The sequence below is a fragment of the Arthrobacter sp. 10N43 genome, from assembly GCF_056394525.1.
In genome coordinates, this window is sequence record NZ_JBFTIA010000002.1 from 293,361 (window position 1) to 308,255 (window position 14,895).

The 14,895-nt window shown below is 66.6% G+C and carries 10 protein-coding genes; 7 read left to right on the forward strand and 3 right to left on the reverse strand.

What is annotated here, in order from left to right; genetic code table 11:
- The first annotated feature begins 552 nt into the window (after nucleotides 1-552).
- The 5 genes from AC1DDO_RS03965 to AC1DDO_RS03985 all read left to right on the forward strand — a co-directional run bounded on the left by AC1DDO_RS03965 (nucleotide 553) and on the right by AC1DDO_RS03985 (nucleotide 8,170).
- On the forward strand, nucleotides 553-3,066 hold the full coding sequence (locus AC1DDO_RS03965) for a galactose oxidase-like domain-containing protein (RefSeq protein ID WP_476867539.1): 2,514 nt from the start codon (nucleotides 553-555) through the stop codon (nucleotides 3,064-3,066).
- Nucleotides 3,063-3,791 carry a hypothetical protein gene (locus AC1DDO_RS03970; protein WP_476867538.1) on the forward strand — a complete coding sequence of 243 codons (729 nt, stop codon included), beginning with the start codon at nucleotides 3,063-3,065 and terminating at the stop codon, nucleotides 3,789-3,791. The genes AC1DDO_RS03965 and AC1DDO_RS03970 overlap by 4 nt, the downstream gene beginning before the upstream one ends.
- 126 nt (nucleotides 3,792-3,917) lie before the next feature.
- Entirely contained in the window at nucleotides 3,918-5,207 is a 1,290-nt protein-coding gene (locus tag AC1DDO_RS03975; protein ID WP_476867537.1) for a glycosyltransferase, read from the forward strand.
- A 37-nt stretch (nucleotides 5,208-5,244) separates the two neighbouring features.
- Nucleotides 5,245-6,885: an ArnT family glycosyltransferase gene (locus tag AC1DDO_RS03980; RefSeq protein WP_476971459.1), complete on the forward strand. Its 1,641-nt coding sequence runs from the start codon at nucleotides 5,245-5,247 to the stop codon at nucleotides 6,883-6,885.
- A 25-nt stretch (nucleotides 6,886-6,910) separates the two neighbouring features.
- Entirely contained in the window at nucleotides 6,911-8,170 is a 1,260-nt protein-coding gene (locus tag AC1DDO_RS03985; RefSeq protein ID WP_476971460.1) for a glycosyltransferase, read from the forward strand.
- Nucleotides 8,171-8,189: 19 nt separating this feature from the next.
- Here the strand turns inward: AC1DDO_RS03985 and AC1DDO_RS03990 are convergent, their stop codons facing one another.
- A complete protein-coding gene (locus AC1DDO_RS03990) occupies nucleotides 8,190-9,074 on the reverse strand; it encodes a GNAT family N-acetyltransferase (RefSeq protein ID WP_476867534.1) in 885 nt (294 codons plus the stop codon).
- A 92-nt stretch (nucleotides 9,075-9,166) separates the two neighbouring features.
- On the reverse strand, nucleotides 9,167-10,951 hold the full coding sequence (gene aspS / locus AC1DDO_RS03995) for an aspartate--tRNA ligase (protein ID WP_476971461.1): 1,785 nt from the start codon (nucleotides 10,949-10,951) through the stop codon (nucleotides 9,167-9,169).
- 143 nt (nucleotides 10,952-11,094) lie between these two features.
- Here aspS and AC1DDO_RS04000 point away from each other — a divergent pair, with 143 nt between their 5' ends.
- On the forward strand, nucleotides 11,095-12,441 hold the full coding sequence (locus tag AC1DDO_RS04000; RefSeq protein ID WP_476971462.1) for an APC family permease: 1,347 nt from the start codon (nucleotides 11,095-11,097) through the stop codon (nucleotides 12,439-12,441).
- On the opposite strand, the gene hisS is transcribed toward AC1DDO_RS04000, so the two are convergent.
- Nucleotides 12,442-13,785 (reverse strand): histidine--tRNA ligase, encoded by a 1,344-nt coding sequence (gene hisS, locus AC1DDO_RS04005; RefSeq protein WP_476971463.1) that lies wholly within the window; start codon nucleotides 13,783-13,785, stop codon nucleotides 12,442-12,444. It lies immediately after the preceding gene.
- Between the two features lie 275 nt (nucleotides 13,786-14,060).
- Here hisS and AC1DDO_RS04010 point away from each other — a divergent pair, with 275 nt between their 5' ends.
- Nucleotides 14,061-14,864: a peptidylprolyl isomerase gene (locus AC1DDO_RS04010; RefSeq protein WP_476971464.1), complete on the forward strand. Its 804-nt coding sequence runs from the start codon at nucleotides 14,061-14,063 to the stop codon at nucleotides 14,862-14,864.
- The last annotated feature ends 31 nt before the right edge of the window (nucleotides 14,865-14,895 follow it).

Here is a 14,895-nt window from a genome sequence, read left to right on the forward strand (position 1 = left end):
ACCGCTTACACAGACACACAGACGATCATGTCTCGAGAACGCCGCTGGCCACATCGAGACAGACCGCCCCCACCGCCAATGGAGGGCCTCCGGCCCCGAGATCCGCGTCGCCTCCCGGTTCCCGCGCTGACGGAAACCGACACTTTGCCGCAGTTTCTGCCATTTTCGCTGCGTTCCCGCCGTTTTGCTGCGCCCCGGCCGTTCCCCGCCGTTGCGCTGCCCGCCAACGCCTTCCGGACGCCGGCCAGCCGGACCGGCCGCTGACCTTGGCCTCCACAAAATATCCAAGTAGTTCAGCAGCTTCGGCCGCCACCACCTGAGTACCCGCCGCTGTCCGGCGCCTCGGGAATTCGAGTAATTCCTACTCGTTTCCCCTGCTTTTTGCCGCCCATAGACTCGGGCACATCCCTTGCCACTGACATCAATCGCTATTGGGGAATTCAATGTGCAACATTGACCAACCGGTTCCCAGAATGACAAATACGGAATCACCACCCGCCGCAACCCGCATCGGCAACAGAAGAATATGCAACGCACAGAATGCGACCGACGGTGGATAACCAAAAAAGCCCCCGGCGATTCATTGCACTCATCCTGGCGCTCCTTATTCCCCTGAACTTCTTAGTGGGCGCCGTTGCCGTGGCGGCAGACGCCGTCAACCTCGTGAAGAACCCGTCTCTGGAGGAGGGTACCGTGGACGCGACTTGCTTCAAGCGGGCCGGCTGGGGAACTGAAGGGAACTGGAATTTCGTCGCCGGGCGGCTCGGCGGCCGGGCGGCCTCTGTCACGCTCCAGGGCCACACTGCAGGCGACCGGAAGCTGCTCCAGGAGGAAAGTGCCCAGTGCGCTCCCTCCGTGGTCGCGGGCCACGGCTACACCATTCAGCTCTGGTACAAGTCCACGGCACCCGCGTCACTCACGCTGTTCCGTCATTCCGCCCAGGGATGGAGCTACTGGGGCGACATCGCGCAACAGGCACCGGCAACGGACTGGACGCTGGCCGCTGCCCCAACACCCGCAATCCCGGACGGAACGGACTACATAAGTTTCGGGCTTTCACTTGGAACCGACGGAACCCTGGCCACGGACGACTATTCCCTGACTGAAATTCCTGCACCGACACAAAACACCAGCGAATTGATAATAAATGGAAATCTCGCCGACGGCACCCCAACACCGGATTGTTTTATGCTCGCCGGCTGGGGAAACCGACAAATAGCGACCTCACTCTCAAATGATGTTCCGCCAAATTCATCCGCCGGAACCAGGTCCTTCGCCATTAATGTCACGAATTATCAGTCCGGGGACGCAAAACTAATCCAGTCGGACGCGCCGGGTTGCGCACCCGCCGTCACGCCAGGGGAACAATACGACCTAAAAGTCGACTACAAGTCCACCGCGGCGGGCCCCTCCGGCCTGACTGTCTTCAGCCACACCGCCGCCGGCTGGCAGTACTGGACCGACCTCAAGGAACTGCCGCCCGCCTCCGGCTGGACCACGGGACAGGCGCGAACGCCTGCGATCCCCAGCGGCGTCGACCGGATTTCCTTCGGGGTATCCATCGCAGGCAACGGCACGGTCTCGACCGCTCACTACTCGCTGGTCAAATACGACGCAGCAGGACCGCCCCCTACCGGCGGCCCGGACGCCGTCGGATCCTGGGAGACCCTTTCCTCGCAGCTGCCCATCCGGGCGCTTCACTCGACCCTGCTCCACGACGGACGCGTGCTGCTGATCGCCGGTTCGGGCAACAACGAGCCGAACTTTAACGCGGGCACCTTCCGGGCCGTGGTCTGGTCGCCCACCACCAACGTTTTCAAAGACATCCCCGTGCCCTACGACATGTTTTGTGCCGGACACGTGACCCTGCCGGACGGGAAAGTCCTCCTGGCCGGCGGTACCCAGGCGTACCCCACCTCCAACGCGGGGCCCACGACCTTCCAGGGATCCAAGAAGAGCTACTACTTCGACCCCGCTGACGACACCTTCCATCCGCTCTCCGACATGGCCGGCGCGCACTGGTATCCGTCGCTGACGAAGCTGGGCAATGGCGATATCTGGTCCGCCGGCGGGCTCGATGAAAAGGCCCAGGGCACCGTGTTGACCGAGATGTTCGACACCTCGGCCATGAGGTGGCTGCCGCAGAACCAGGTGCCGCAGACGTGGAGCTTCTGGGGCACCTACCCGCACATGTTCCTGCTCGAAAACGGCAGGATGTTCTACTCCGGTGCCCACACTTTCGGCAACGGACTGCCGGGGACGGGATCGTCGATCTACGACTGGACCACCGCGCAGATCTGGGACGTTCCCGGGCTGCGGCAAAAGGATCTCAGGGACCAGGCCGGCTCCGTGTTCATTGGTCCGGTCCAGGACCAGAAACTCATGATCGTGGGCGGCGGCAACGCCGACGGCAACACGCCCGGCATCAACCTCGTGGACCTCATTGACCTCAAGCAGCCCAGTCCGCACTACGTGCCCGGACCGGACCTCCCCGGACCCGGCAAGATGTACGTCAACGTCCTCAACCTTCCCGACCGTACCGTGCTGGCCGCCAACGGCGCACAGCTGAACCGTTCGGGGAACATTCAGACCGCGGCCATCTACACGCCGTCGACGAACTCCTGGAAGACTGTGGCGGCGGATCCTGTTGGCCGGAACTACCACTCGACATCCATCCTTCTGCCGGACGGCCGTGTGGCGGTCCTGGGCTCCAATCCGCTGGATAATTCCTTCGAGGCCAGGATCTCGGTCTACAGTCCCCCCTACCTGTTCAAGGGTGCCCGTCCCACCATCACCGCGGCCCCCAGCCAGATTGGCTACGGCCAGAATGTGCAGATCGGTGTCACGGGCAATGTCACGGCCGCCTCCCTCATACCGCCAATGTCCCAGACGCATCAGACAGACACCAACGCGCGCGTCGTGGATCTGCCCCTGGCGGGCACAGGTGCGAACCGCACCGCCCAAATTCCCAGCAATCACAATCTCGTGCCGCCAGGGCCGTACATGCTCACTGTCTTGTCCGCCGACGGAATCCCGAGCGTCGCCCGTTGGGTGTGGGTTTCATGAAACGCGTCACCGAGGCCACGGCAGGCTCAGCACGGGGAGGACGCGGGGCACGCCTCGTCGTCGCCCTCACAGCGGCGGGCCTGGCAGCGACGGCGGCCATGGTGTGGGGCGGGATGTCCGCGATCGCCACTGTCAGCGCCGTCAACGCCGGTCCGCGCGTGAGCCAAGGGCCATCGGCCGCCGAACAGGCCGCCGGGTACGCAAGCGCCCGGCCGGGGCAATCCGCTACAAAGGACGCCACAAAGGACTCCCCCAAAGACGCCGCCGGCTCAAGCAAAGCGCCGCAGCTTGGGCCCATGCCGGCTCCTGCGAACCAGGCGTCCGCGGCAGCGGGCGACACACCGGAAGTCTCCCTGGCGGAGGCGGCGCGGACACAAACCGGTTCGGCCGCCACGTCGCCGGAGGGCGGCAATTCCACGGGCCTCAAGCAGCGGGGCCCCGTTGACCCGGCGGCGGTGCTGTCCGGCGCGAGCGTATCCCTGGGCGGCTGTCTCCCCCAGTACGGCGCCGACGGACAGTGCCTTCCCGCCATTCCGCCGAGCATGAGCCGGCATCTGAAGGAGATGAAAGACGCGGGCCTCGATCCCGGGTCCATGCCACATTCCTGGACCTGCACCGAGGTCCGTACTTACTTCAAGGGCGGACTGCCAGTGCGCAAAGCGCATGTAGATCCGCAAAGGCTCGACGCCAACCATGACGGCGTCGCCTGTGGCGCGGCCGACTAACCGCCCGCCAGATCCCGGACGCTCCCACGGTCCGGCTGACTATCTACCCGGCTGACTATCCACCCGACTGGGGATCCCGCCCGCTTAGGCGATCCCCTGCGTCCGCCCACCCATTGGAGCTCCGACATGTCCGCTACGTTGCTGGCCAGCGCCCTGGTCCTCATCATCGCCATGGCGCTCTTTGCCATCGCTGTGTCCACCCTCTACCTGAACACCTACGCGTGGTGGGACCCCCAGACGCAGGTCAGGACCTCCTACTCCGGCCTTCAGTCGACAGAGGGGTATTCGTTTTCCCTGATCATGCCGTGCCGCAACGAACGCGAAGACGTCATGCGTGCCACGCTGGCAGCGCTCCTGGCACAGACGCATTCCAGCAAGGAGATCATCATCTCGGTCGGACATGACGACACCGAGACGGTGGGGATCGCGCACAAGCTTGCGCGGGAGTTTCCGGAGTTCGTGCGGATCAGCGTCGACGTCAGCGAGAAGAAGAACAAGCCGCGGCAGTTGAACAAGGCGCTGTCGATGTGCCGCAACAGCGTGGTTGGAGTCTTCGATGCCGAGTCGATCGCCGCCGAGGAGTTGCTGGCCCATATCGACAGTGTCTTCACCACCAAGAACGCCGACGTCGTCCAGGGCGCCGTGCAGCTGATCAACTACAAGGACACGTGGTACTCACTGCGGAACTGCCTGGAGTACTTCACCTGGTTCCGGTCCAGGCTGCACGCCCATTCCCGGCAGGGATTCATTCCCCTCGGCGGGAACACCGTGTTCATCAAGCGTGAACTGCTCACGGCCGTGGGCGGCTGGGACGGCTCCTGCCTCGCCGAGGACTGCGATCTCGGGGTGCGCCTGTCCACACTTCGCAGGAAGATCGTCGTCGCTTACTCGCCCCAGCTGGTCACGCGTGAGGAAACGCCGGACAGCCTTTCCGGGCTGATCCGGCAGCGCACCCGCTGGTCCCTCGGCTTCATGCAGGTCTTCGCCAAGGGCGACTGGAAGGCCCTGCCGTCCCGGCGGATGCGGACCATCGCCTGGTGGACACTGATGCAGCAGCATTTCATGGCGCTGGCCGGGGTCTGCATCCCCCTCGCAATCGCCGCCGCGATCTGGGGCAAGTTCCCCCTGGTGGTCACGCTGGTCACATTCCTTCCGCTGATTCCCACGCTCGTGACGGTCGCGTTCGACGTCTGCATGCTCCACGAATTCGGCCGCGACCATAAGTTCGCCATCAGCTGGTACGACTACTTCCGGCTGATTGCCGGCACTCCCCTGTACCAGATGGTCCTGGCCTTCGCCGCCCTGCGGGCCCTGTTCAAGTTCGTGCGGCGCGACTTTGCCTGGGAAAAGACCGATCATTCCGGATCCCACTTGGCCTACCTCCTCCCCGGTGCCGCCGAGCCGGCCCGGCAGTAGCAAACACTTTCGTTTCAACAGCCCCTAGGAGGCAGTCATGGCAGCCACGGAACTGAAACCTGGTCCACGCACAGCACCCACAGCGCCACCGGCATCGGCCGGCCAGTCGGATACTTCGGCCGTACGGACCCCCAAACACCGCGGCACGGCGCATGGCGCTCCGTTCAACGTGAGGTACCTCCCGCTGTGGGACCGGATTGCCCTGGCTGCGCTCACCGTCACCGCGGCCGTACTCAGCCTGTGGAATCTCGATGGGGCGCCAAGCTACCAGGACGACGAGGGCACCTACACCTCCCAGGCCTTCGCCGTGCACTCCGGCTCCCTTGCCCCGTACACGTACTGGTACGACCACCCGCCGCTGGGCTGGATCCAGATCGCGGCGCTGAACTGGCTTCCAGGTCTCCTCAGGCTCGGCGACGGCACCACCATCGGCGCCACCAGGTACGTCATTTCGGTGTACTTCGTGGCCAGCGCAGTGCTGCTCTACATGGTGTCCCGCCGCATGAACCTGAGGATTCCATTCGCCGCACTGACCACAGTGCTCTTTATCCTGTCACCACTCTCGCTCGTGCTCGGGCGGCAGATCTACCTCGACAACATCGGCGTGCCCTGGCTCCTGCTGGCCTTCTACCTTGCACTGTCATCGCGGGACGCGCTGTGGCACCACGTGGGCGCCGGGCTCTGCTTCGCGATCGCGGTCCTCTCCAAGGAGACCCTGTCCATCTTTGGCCCCGCCCTGCTGCTCGCCCTGATCTACCGGCCCAAATGGAGCAACAGGTCATTTTCGGTGGTTGGCTTCCTCACCGCCGGCGGACTGCTGCTGGCCTTCTACCCGCTGTCGGCGCTGCTTCGCAATGAGCTGCTCTCGGGACCCGATCACGTCTCGCTCCAGGACGCCCTCGCCTACCAGCTCCTGAACCGGTCCGGCTCCGGCACCATCTTCCAGGCCGGTTCCAGCCGCGCGGAGCTGCTCTCAGGCTGGCTCTACTTTGATAAGTACCTCATCGCCGCCGGGCTGGCCGCCGCTGTCGTCTGCCTGCTGCGCAAGCGGTCCCGGATCCTGTTTATCGCCATTGCCTCCTTCGCCACCCCGATCGTGCTGGGCCAGGGCTATCTCCCCGCGATGTACATCATCGGCGTGATCCCGTTCCTGGCGCTGGCATGCGGGTCGGCCGTGGACATCGCCTGGAGCGGCGTGGAAAGACTCGTGCACCGCGCGCAGCGCCTGGCCCGGCCCCTGCGGGCGGGGTTCGTCGCCGTCCTCTCGGCATCACTGCTCCTGATGTCCCTGCCGCAGTGGTTTGAGCAGGACAGAACGCTCCTCACCGCCGAGACCAACTCCAACTGGCGCAGCACCATGACCTGGGTCCAGCAGAACGTCTCACGCAGCGACGTCGTCCTCGCCCCCTATTCCATGTGGCACGACCTGAATTCCAGCGGCTGGAACAACGCATGGACCATGATCGCCACGGAGAAACCCGACCTCGACAAGCAGTTCGAGATCGAACGGCCAGGCGGGTGGAAGGAAATCCGCTGGATCATCGTGGGCCCGTCCGTCACCGCCAACATCGATTCCCTGGGGCTGACCCGGGTGAAGATGGCCCTGCAGAACTCCGAGCAGGTCCAGACCTTCGGCGAATGGAGCGTACACCGCGTCATCAGTCCCCCGTCCACCTAGGACGCAGACCAACAGGACGGCAGCCATGAAGCTTTCAGTCATCGTCCCCACCCGCAATGAGGCCCCGAACGTCCAGCAATTAATCGGCCGGGCCGCCGAGGCCTGCCGCGACATCGACGCAGAGCTCGTGTTCGTTGACGACTCAACGGACAACACCCCGGAAGTCATTGCGGCCGCCGCGGCATCGCAGCCCATGCGCATCCGGGTGATTCACCGCGAGGCCCCCACCGGTGGCCTGAGCGGCGCCGTCGTGGACGGCGTGCGTTCCAGTGCCGCCGAGTTCTGCATGGTGATGAGCGGCGATCTCCAACATCCACCCGAGCTCATCCCCGTCCTGCTTGCGAAGCTTGAAGGCAACGACGCCGACGTCGTTGTCGCCTCGCGCTACGGCGCCCGCGGCACATACGACGACGGCGGTAACGACGGCGCTAGACCCGCCGACGGCGGTAAGGACGACGGCGGTAACGACGGCGGCGGCGGCGCGGCCACCTGGTCCCGCCGGGTTGTCTCCGTCGGGGCCACGCGCATCACGCTGGCTCTGTTTCCGCTGCGCCTGCGGGGCTGTTCGGACCCCATGACGGGGTACTTTGGCCTGCGGCGCTCCGCCATCGAGTGCAGCGCGCTGCGTCCCAGCGGGTTCAAGATCCTGCTGGAAATCCTCGCCCGGCACCACCTCACGGTGTCCGAGGTTCCGTTTACGCCCGGGCCGAGGACCGCGGGCAGGTCCAAGGCGGGCGTAGGCCAGGGACTGCGTTTCCTCCGGCAGCTCGGCGAGCTGCGCGCGGGAACGGCCATGCTGTTCGCCGGGGTGGGGGCTGTGGGCGCCGTGCTGAATCTTTTGATCATGGCGTTCCTGCTCTCCACCGGCACCAACTTCGTCGCGGCGGCCATCGTTGCCGCGGAGCTGACGATTGTCTCGAACTTCCTGATGCAGGAAAACATTGTCTTCGGCACCCTGCCGCAGAAGGCCAACGGGTTTCGGACCCGGTTTGCCCAGTCGTTCTGGTTTAACAACCTGGAGGCCCTGGCCCGGCTTCCCGTACTGATGCTTGCCGTCAACGTCCTGGTCATCGACGCCGTCCTGGCGCAGGCTGCGACGCTCGTGGCGGCGTTTGTGGTGCGGTATTTGTACCACTCGAGGATCGTCTACTCGGCCAGGCCGGCGCCTGCACCCGGTGCAGCACCGGCCGCGAACGGCGGCTTGGGGTTCGGCCGCGGCCGCATGCGCCTCCTCCGGCAGCTCGCGCGCAGCCTCGGGACAGGCCGGCCCGGAACGGGAACCTGACGGCTGCCGGCCGGCCCGGTTAGCAGCCGGTCAGGTGCCGCTTCGGCTTTTCCTGCCGGTAGAGGTACCGGCCGGCCTCGCGGAAGCCGGTGTGGGCGTACAGTTCCCGGGCTCCGTCGTTCGACGCCATCACCAACAGCCAGTACACCGTAACGCCGCGGGCGCCGCCCTCGCGCAGCAGGGCCCGGACTATCCGGCCACCGTAGCCCCGGCGCCGGGCATCCGGACGGGTCGCCATGCAGTACAGGCCACCCCAGCGCGGACCCGTGGGGCCCGTGTCCGGCAATGCCAGCCGGGCGACGGCGGCGGGCGCACCGCCGTCGTCGCGCACCAGGGCGTACAGGGCCGGGCAGCCCTCGAGGATGCGGCGGGCCACGGCGAGCTCGGCCGCTCCGCCACGGCCGTCGACGCTCCACCACAGCTCCAGCCATTCAGCCGACGGAGTGGCCGAGACTTCCACGGCAGGATCGGCTGGTCCGGGTTCTGAGGCGGGTGCTGCTCCGGGTTCGTCCCCGTCCCGACGGACCAGGACCAGGGTTTCGGACTGCCGGGTGAATCCTTCTTCGTCGAGCACAGCATGCAGTGGTGCATGGCCCGGGCCGTCGAAGATCTGGAAGATCAGCGGCAGCCGGCGGTTCCGGTACCAGAGCCGCGCTTCCCGGAGCGCCGCCAGCTGCCGGTGCGGGTCAACTTCAACGCCGGGGTCCCGCACCCAGACCGAGTTCGCCCGCTGCGTCACGCCGGAGGCGGCCCGCAGCACCCAGCCGCCGGACTCTTCCCGGTCGGCGGCGGGCCACGCGGCATCCATCAGGGCCTCCAGCCCGGGGATGGCTTCGAAGTTGGCGTCGGGATTAACTGCAGGGCTCGATTTGGGGTTCGCTGCGTGGCCCGGATTCAGGTCCATCAAAGTCTCTCCGTCCCGAACATGATGCGGCCGATTATGACAGCAGGGGCTCTCCGGTTGCCCGGGGAGCCCCTGCTGCTGATGCTGTCAGGCTAGTTTTTGCCGTCCGAGGCCTTCTTGGCCTCGGGCTTGAAGTCGACGCCGGCTTCCTTGCGCTGGTGCGCCGTGATGGGAGCGGGAGCCTGGGTCAGGGGGTCGTAGCCGCCGCCGGACTTCGGGAAGGCGATGACGTCGCGGATGGACTCCACGCCGGCCAGCAGGGCAACCACGCGGTCCCAGCCGAAGGCGATGCCACCGTGCGGCGGGGCGCCGAACTTGAAGCCCTCCAGCAGGAAGCCGAACTTGGTCTGGGCGTCCGCCTTGTCCAGGCCCATGAGCTCGAACACCCGCTCCTGGACGTCGCGCTCGTGGATACGGATCGAGCCGCCACCGATTTCGTTGCCGTTGCAGACGATGTCGTAGGCGTAGGACAGTGCCGACTCCGGATCCTTGTCGAAGGAGTCCATGAACTCGGGCTTGGGCGAGGTGAACGCGTGGTGCACGGCGGTCCACTGGCCCGCACCGACGGCGACGTCACCGGAGGCGACTGCGGCGGCGGCCGGTTCGAACATCGGCGCGTCAACGACCCAGCAGAAGGCCCAGTCGGCGGGGTTGATGAGGCCGGTACGGTGGCCGATCTCCACGCGGGCGGCGCCGAGGAGCGCGCGGGACGGGGTCTTCTCGCCGGCTGCGAAGAAGATGCAGTCACCGGGCTTGGCTCCGACGGCGTCGGCCAGGCCCGCACGCTCGGTGTCGGTCAGGTTCTTGGCCACAGGACCGGCGAGCTCGCCGTCTTCCTTGTACAGGACGTACGCCAGGCCCTTGGCGCCGCGCTGCTTGGCCCATTCCTGCCACGCGTCCAGGGCGCGGCGGGCCTGGGAGGCGCCGCCGGGCATGACGACGGCACCGACGTAGGGTGCCTTGAAGACGCCGAAGTTGGTGTCCTTGAAGAATTCGGTCAGCTCAGTCAGTTCCTGGCCGAAGCGCAGGTCCGGCTTGTCCGAGCCGTAGCGGGCCATGGCGTCGTGGTAGGTGATGCGCTGGATCGGCGTCGGGATCTCGACGTCGATCAGCTTCCACAGGGCCTTGACGATGTTTTCGCCCAAACTGATGATGTCGTCCTGGTCCACGAAGCTGGCTTCGATGTCCAGCTGGGTGAATTCCGGCTGGCGGTCCGCGCGGAAGTCTTCATCGCGGTAGCAGCGGGCGATCTGGTAGTACTTTTCGAAGCCGCCCACCTGCAGGAGCTGCTTGAACAGCTGCGGGGACTGCGGCAGCGCGTACCAGGAACCCGGCGCGAGGCGGGCCGGGACCACGAAGTCGCGGGCGCCTTCCGGCGTCGAACGGGTCAGCGTGGGGGTTTCGATCTCCACGTAGCCGTCCTGGTGTAGCAGCTCGCGGGCCACGCGGTTGGCTTCCGAACGCAGGCGCAGGTTGCGGGCGGGGCCGGGGCGGCGCAGGTCCAGGTAGCGGTGCTTCAGGCGCGCTTCTTCGCCCACCTCAACGTGCTCGTCGATCTGGAACGGCAGCGGATCCGAAGTGTTCAGGATGGTGACCATTTCGGCCATGACCTCGATCTCGCCGGTGGGCAGCGCCGGGTTCTCGTTGCCCGCGGGGCGCTGGGATACGGTGCCGACGATCTGCAGCACGTACTCATTGCGCAGCCCGTGGAAGACCTCTTCTTCGCGGACCACAACCTGGGCGACGCCGGACGCGTCGCGCAGGTCAACGAATGCGACACCACCGTGGTCACGACGCCGGCCGACCCAGCCGGCGAGGGTTACGGTTTGTCCAATGTGCTCGGAGCGAAGAGACCCGAGGTCATGTGTGCGCAGCACAGCATTCCTTTCAGCGGAAAATCAAAAATGACGTTCAAATAATCGATCTTCAAAATATTTCGAAGTTCAAGCATTTAGGTTCAATAGGATCGCTACAGGAACGATCCCGTTCGAGTTTACCCGGTGGAAAGGCCCCTCCTGCCATGGCAACCCGGCACAACGGAACCCGGCCCGGTGACCGCCGCGGCCGGGCGCCCGGTCACAGGCGCGGTCACCGGCCCGTCCCACAGCGGCCGCACGAGCGCCTGCAGCGCCGGCTCGGCGTGTTTGATTCCACGGCCATCGGCCTGGGTTCCATGCTCGGCGCCGGCGTGTTCGTCGTGTTCTCCCCCGCAGCGGCCTTGGCCGGGCCGCTGCTGACACTGGCGGTCGCCGTGGCCGGCGCCATCGCGTACTGCAACGCCGTCGCGTCGGCGCAGCTGGCGGCGAAATACCCCGACAGCGGCGGCACCTATGTGTACGGGCGCCGGCAACTCGGCGAGTGGCCCGGCTTCATTGCGGGCTGGGGCTTCGTGACGGGCAAGACGGCGTCCTGCGCGGCGATGGCCTTGACGTTCGGGCACTACGTTGCACCCGCGTACGCGACGCCGCTGGCGGTCGCCGCCGTCGTGGTCCTCACCGGGGTCAACCTCCTCGGGATTTCCCGGACCGCGCTGCTGACCAGGGTCTTGCTGGCAGTGGTGCTGGCCACGCTCGTGTTCGTCGCCGCGGCGTCGCTGCTGGGCCCGCACCCGGCCGGCGCCCCCGCCGCCCACGGGGCAACAACGGCCCTCACGGCGCCGGCCGGCGGCTGGGGCGTCCTGCCGGCGGCGGGGCTGATGTTCTTTGCCTTCGCCGGCTATGCGCGGATCGCAACCCTGGGCGAGGAGGTCAAGGACCCCGCGCGCACCATCCCGCGGGCCATCCTGGCCGCACTGGCCGGCGCCTTCGTGATCTATCTGGGCCTGGCCGTGCTGCTGCAGTGGCACTTACCGCCCGAGCAGCTGGCGGGCTCGACGGCGCCGCTGCTGGACGCGGTGGAGGCCAGCGGCCTCAGCGGCGGCGTCCCGTTCGTCCAGGCGGGAGCGGCGGCCGCCTGTCTTGGCGCCTTGCTGGCGCTGATCACCGGCGTCGGCCGGACCACCCTGGCCATGGCGCGGGAACGGGACCTGCCCGGCCCGCTGGCCAGGGTGGGCCGGGCCCACACGGTCCCGTTCATCGCGGAGCTGGCGGTCGCCGCCGCCGTCGTCATCCTGCTGCTAAGCACCAACGTGCTGACCGTGGTCGGATTTTCCAGCTTCGGGGTGCTGATCTATTACGCCGTGACCAATGCCGCGGCCTTCACACTGGCCGGCCGGCCCTGGCACGCGCCGCGCTGGCTCAATGTGCTGGGCTTCTTCGGCTGCCTGGTCCTGGCCGCCACCCTGCCGCCGGCCTCCGTGCTGGTTATGGCCGCGGTGCTGGCCGTCGGTGTGGCCGGGCGGTTCCTCGTCGTGCGGTCACGCAGGTAACTAGCGGGCGGCGGTTATGCGCACGTGCAGGTCCTCCTCGGAGGGCATCCACGTGTCCGGGTCGGCGTCGTACTGCTCGCCCGTGCGGATGTCCTTGACCTGGTGCTTGCCGTCGTCGTCGGTGAACCAGACAAACGGAATGCCGCGCCGGTCGGCGAACTTGATCTGTTTGCCGAACTTCTCGGCCTTCGCGGCGACCTCCGTGGCGATGCCTCGGCTGCGCAGCTGGGCCGCGACATCCTGCGCCGCGCCCCAGCTGTCGTCGTTGTTGAGCGTCACCAGCACGGCCGTGGGCACGGAGCGCGTGGCCTTGGCAAGGTCCTGGCTCAGGATCCGCGACACCAGGCGGGTCACGCCGATCGAGAGGCCGACGCCGGGGAACTTGCGGTTGCCCTTGCTGGCCAGGGCGTCGTAGCGGCCGCCCGAGCAGATCGAGCCCAGCTGTTCGTGTCCCACCAGGACCGTTTCCACCACGGTGCCCGTGTAGTAGTCCAGGCCGCGGGCGATGCTCAGATCCGCCACCACCCGCCCGGGAGCGTGCAGGACGGCGGCGGCAATGACCTGTTCCAGCTCGTTCAGGCCCTCTTCCAGCAGCTCATTGGTGACGCCGAGCGCCCGGACCTGCTCCACGAAGGACGTGTCCGTGGTGCGGATGCCGGCGAGCTTCAGGGCAGCCTGAGCCTGGTCGTCCGTGGCGCCGAGCTCTTCCTTGAGCAACTCGGCGACCTTCGCGGGCCCGACCTTCTCGAGTTTGTCGATGCTGCGCAGGACGCCGGGGGTGTCTGTGAGCCCGATCCCGGTGTAGAAGCCCTCGGCCAGCTTGCGGTTGTTGATCCGCAGCAAGAAATCCGGGATGGGCAGCGCGTTGAGCGCCTCGGCGATCACGAGCGCGATTTCAACGTCGTAGCGGAACGGCAGCTCGCCGTCGCCTACGACGTCGATATCCGCCTGGGTGAACTCGCGGGCGCGCCCTTCCTGGGGACGTTCGCCGCGCCAGACCTTCTGGATCTGGTAGCGGCGGAACGGGAATGCCAGGTAGCCGGCGTTCTCCACGACGTAGCGGGCGAAGGGCACGGTGAGGTCGAAGTGCAGCGCCAGGGCATGCGGGTCGGCCTTGGCGGCGCTGTCCCCCTCGTCGTCCTGGAGCCGGCTCAGGCCGTAGACCTCTTTGTCGATTTCGCCCTTGCGGAGCAGCTGCCCCACAGTTTCCACGGCGCGGGTCTCGATCGAGGAGAACCCATGGAGTTCGAATGTCCGGCGCAGCGTGTCCAGCACATGGAGTTCCACCAGCCGCTCCTCGGGAAGCCACTCGGGGAATCCTGACAGGGAGGCTGTGCGTGCCATGGTGAAATTTTCTCCTCTGGTTACCACTGCAGTACTTGGTTGCTACTGCAGTATCTTCGGGCGCAGGCGTCACGCGGCATTCTCTGTCGAAACGTAACGAAGATAAGCGGCAGACCGGCCAGTCGTGCATAAACTGTGTGCGGCAGTCAGTTTATGCGTTCGGCGCCCGCTTCTTCCAACGGAGGCGGCCCGGCGGGACTGCCGGCAGCTTGCTGCTGCTGCCGCGACGGCGCCTCCGGCCCGTCACGGCCGCGGCCATACAACCAGGAGGACCATTGGCGGCCAGTTCACGCAGCGCACGTGAGGCGAAGCGGCGCGTCCAGCAGATGGAGGCCAGGCGCGGCCTGCGCCGTGACCAGGACAAGCGCCGCAAGCGCGATAACGTCATTGCCATCAGCGCCGGCACAGCGGCGATCGGCCTGGCCCTGATCCTGCAGCTCACCGTCTTTGCGTCCAACCCGACCGAAGAACAGTTCGCGGCCGTGCAGGAGGGGTTGCAGAGCCCCTCGGCGTCCGCCACACCGACCGCTGCCCCCAATGCCGCGAACATCCCCAAGCCCGAAACCGCCGCGGGCAAGACGTTCACCGGTGAGCTCAAGCTGAACCGCGGCACGCTCGGCGTCGAACTGGACGGCACGAAGGCCCCGCAGGCCGCGGCCGTTTTCAAGTCCCTGGCCGACCAGAACTTCTACAACAACGTCAGCTGCCACCGGCTGACCACGGCCGATAACTTTGGGGTCCTCCAGTGCGGCTCCAAGGCCGGGGACGGCAGCACCGACCCGAACTACACGTGGGGCCCGCTGGAAAACACCCCGGCAGACAACAAGTACCCTGCCGGAACGATCGCCGTGGCGCGGACCGGCGGGAACGCCAACGGCAACGGCACCCAGTTCTTCATTGTGTACAAGGACACCGTCATTCCGGCGGATGCTGCCGGCGGCTATACGGTGGTGGGCAAGGTGACCTCGGGGCTCGATGTGGTGAGCGGCATTGCCGCCGCCGGACTGAAGCCCGGCGGCAACGCCACCGACGGCGCACCTGTGGAACCAGTCACGATAGACTCGTTCTCACTGAAGTGACCAGCCGCGGCCCTGAAGGCCGTGGTCCCGG

Coding starts and splice junctions, on each gene's coding strand:
- AC1DDO_RS04000 (WP_476971462.1), top strand. CDS start 11,095: ATGGCAACCCGGCACAACGGAACCCGGCCCGGTGACCGCCGCGGCCGG.
- AC1DDO_RS03975 (WP_476867537.1), top strand. CDS start 3,918: ATGTCCGCTACGTTGCTGGCCAGCGCCCTGGTCCTCATCATCGCCATG.
- AC1DDO_RS03990 (WP_476867534.1), bottom strand. CDS start 9,074: ATGGACCTGAATCCGGGCCACGCAGCGAACCCCAAATCGAGCCCTGCA.
- AC1DDO_RS03985 (WP_476971460.1), top strand. CDS start 6,911: ATGAAGCTTTCAGTCATCGTCCCCACCCGCAATGAGGCCCCGAACGTC.
- hisS (WP_476971463.1), bottom strand. CDS start 13,785: ATGGCACGCACAGCCTCCCTGTCAGGATTCCCCGAGTGGCTTCCCGAG.
- AC1DDO_RS03970 (WP_476867538.1), top strand. CDS start 3,063: ATGAAACGCGTCACCGAGGCCACGGCAGGCTCAGCACGGGGAGGACGC.
- AC1DDO_RS03980 (WP_476971459.1), top strand. CDS start 5,245: ATGGCAGCCACGGAACTGAAACCTGGTCCACGCACAGCACCCACAGCG.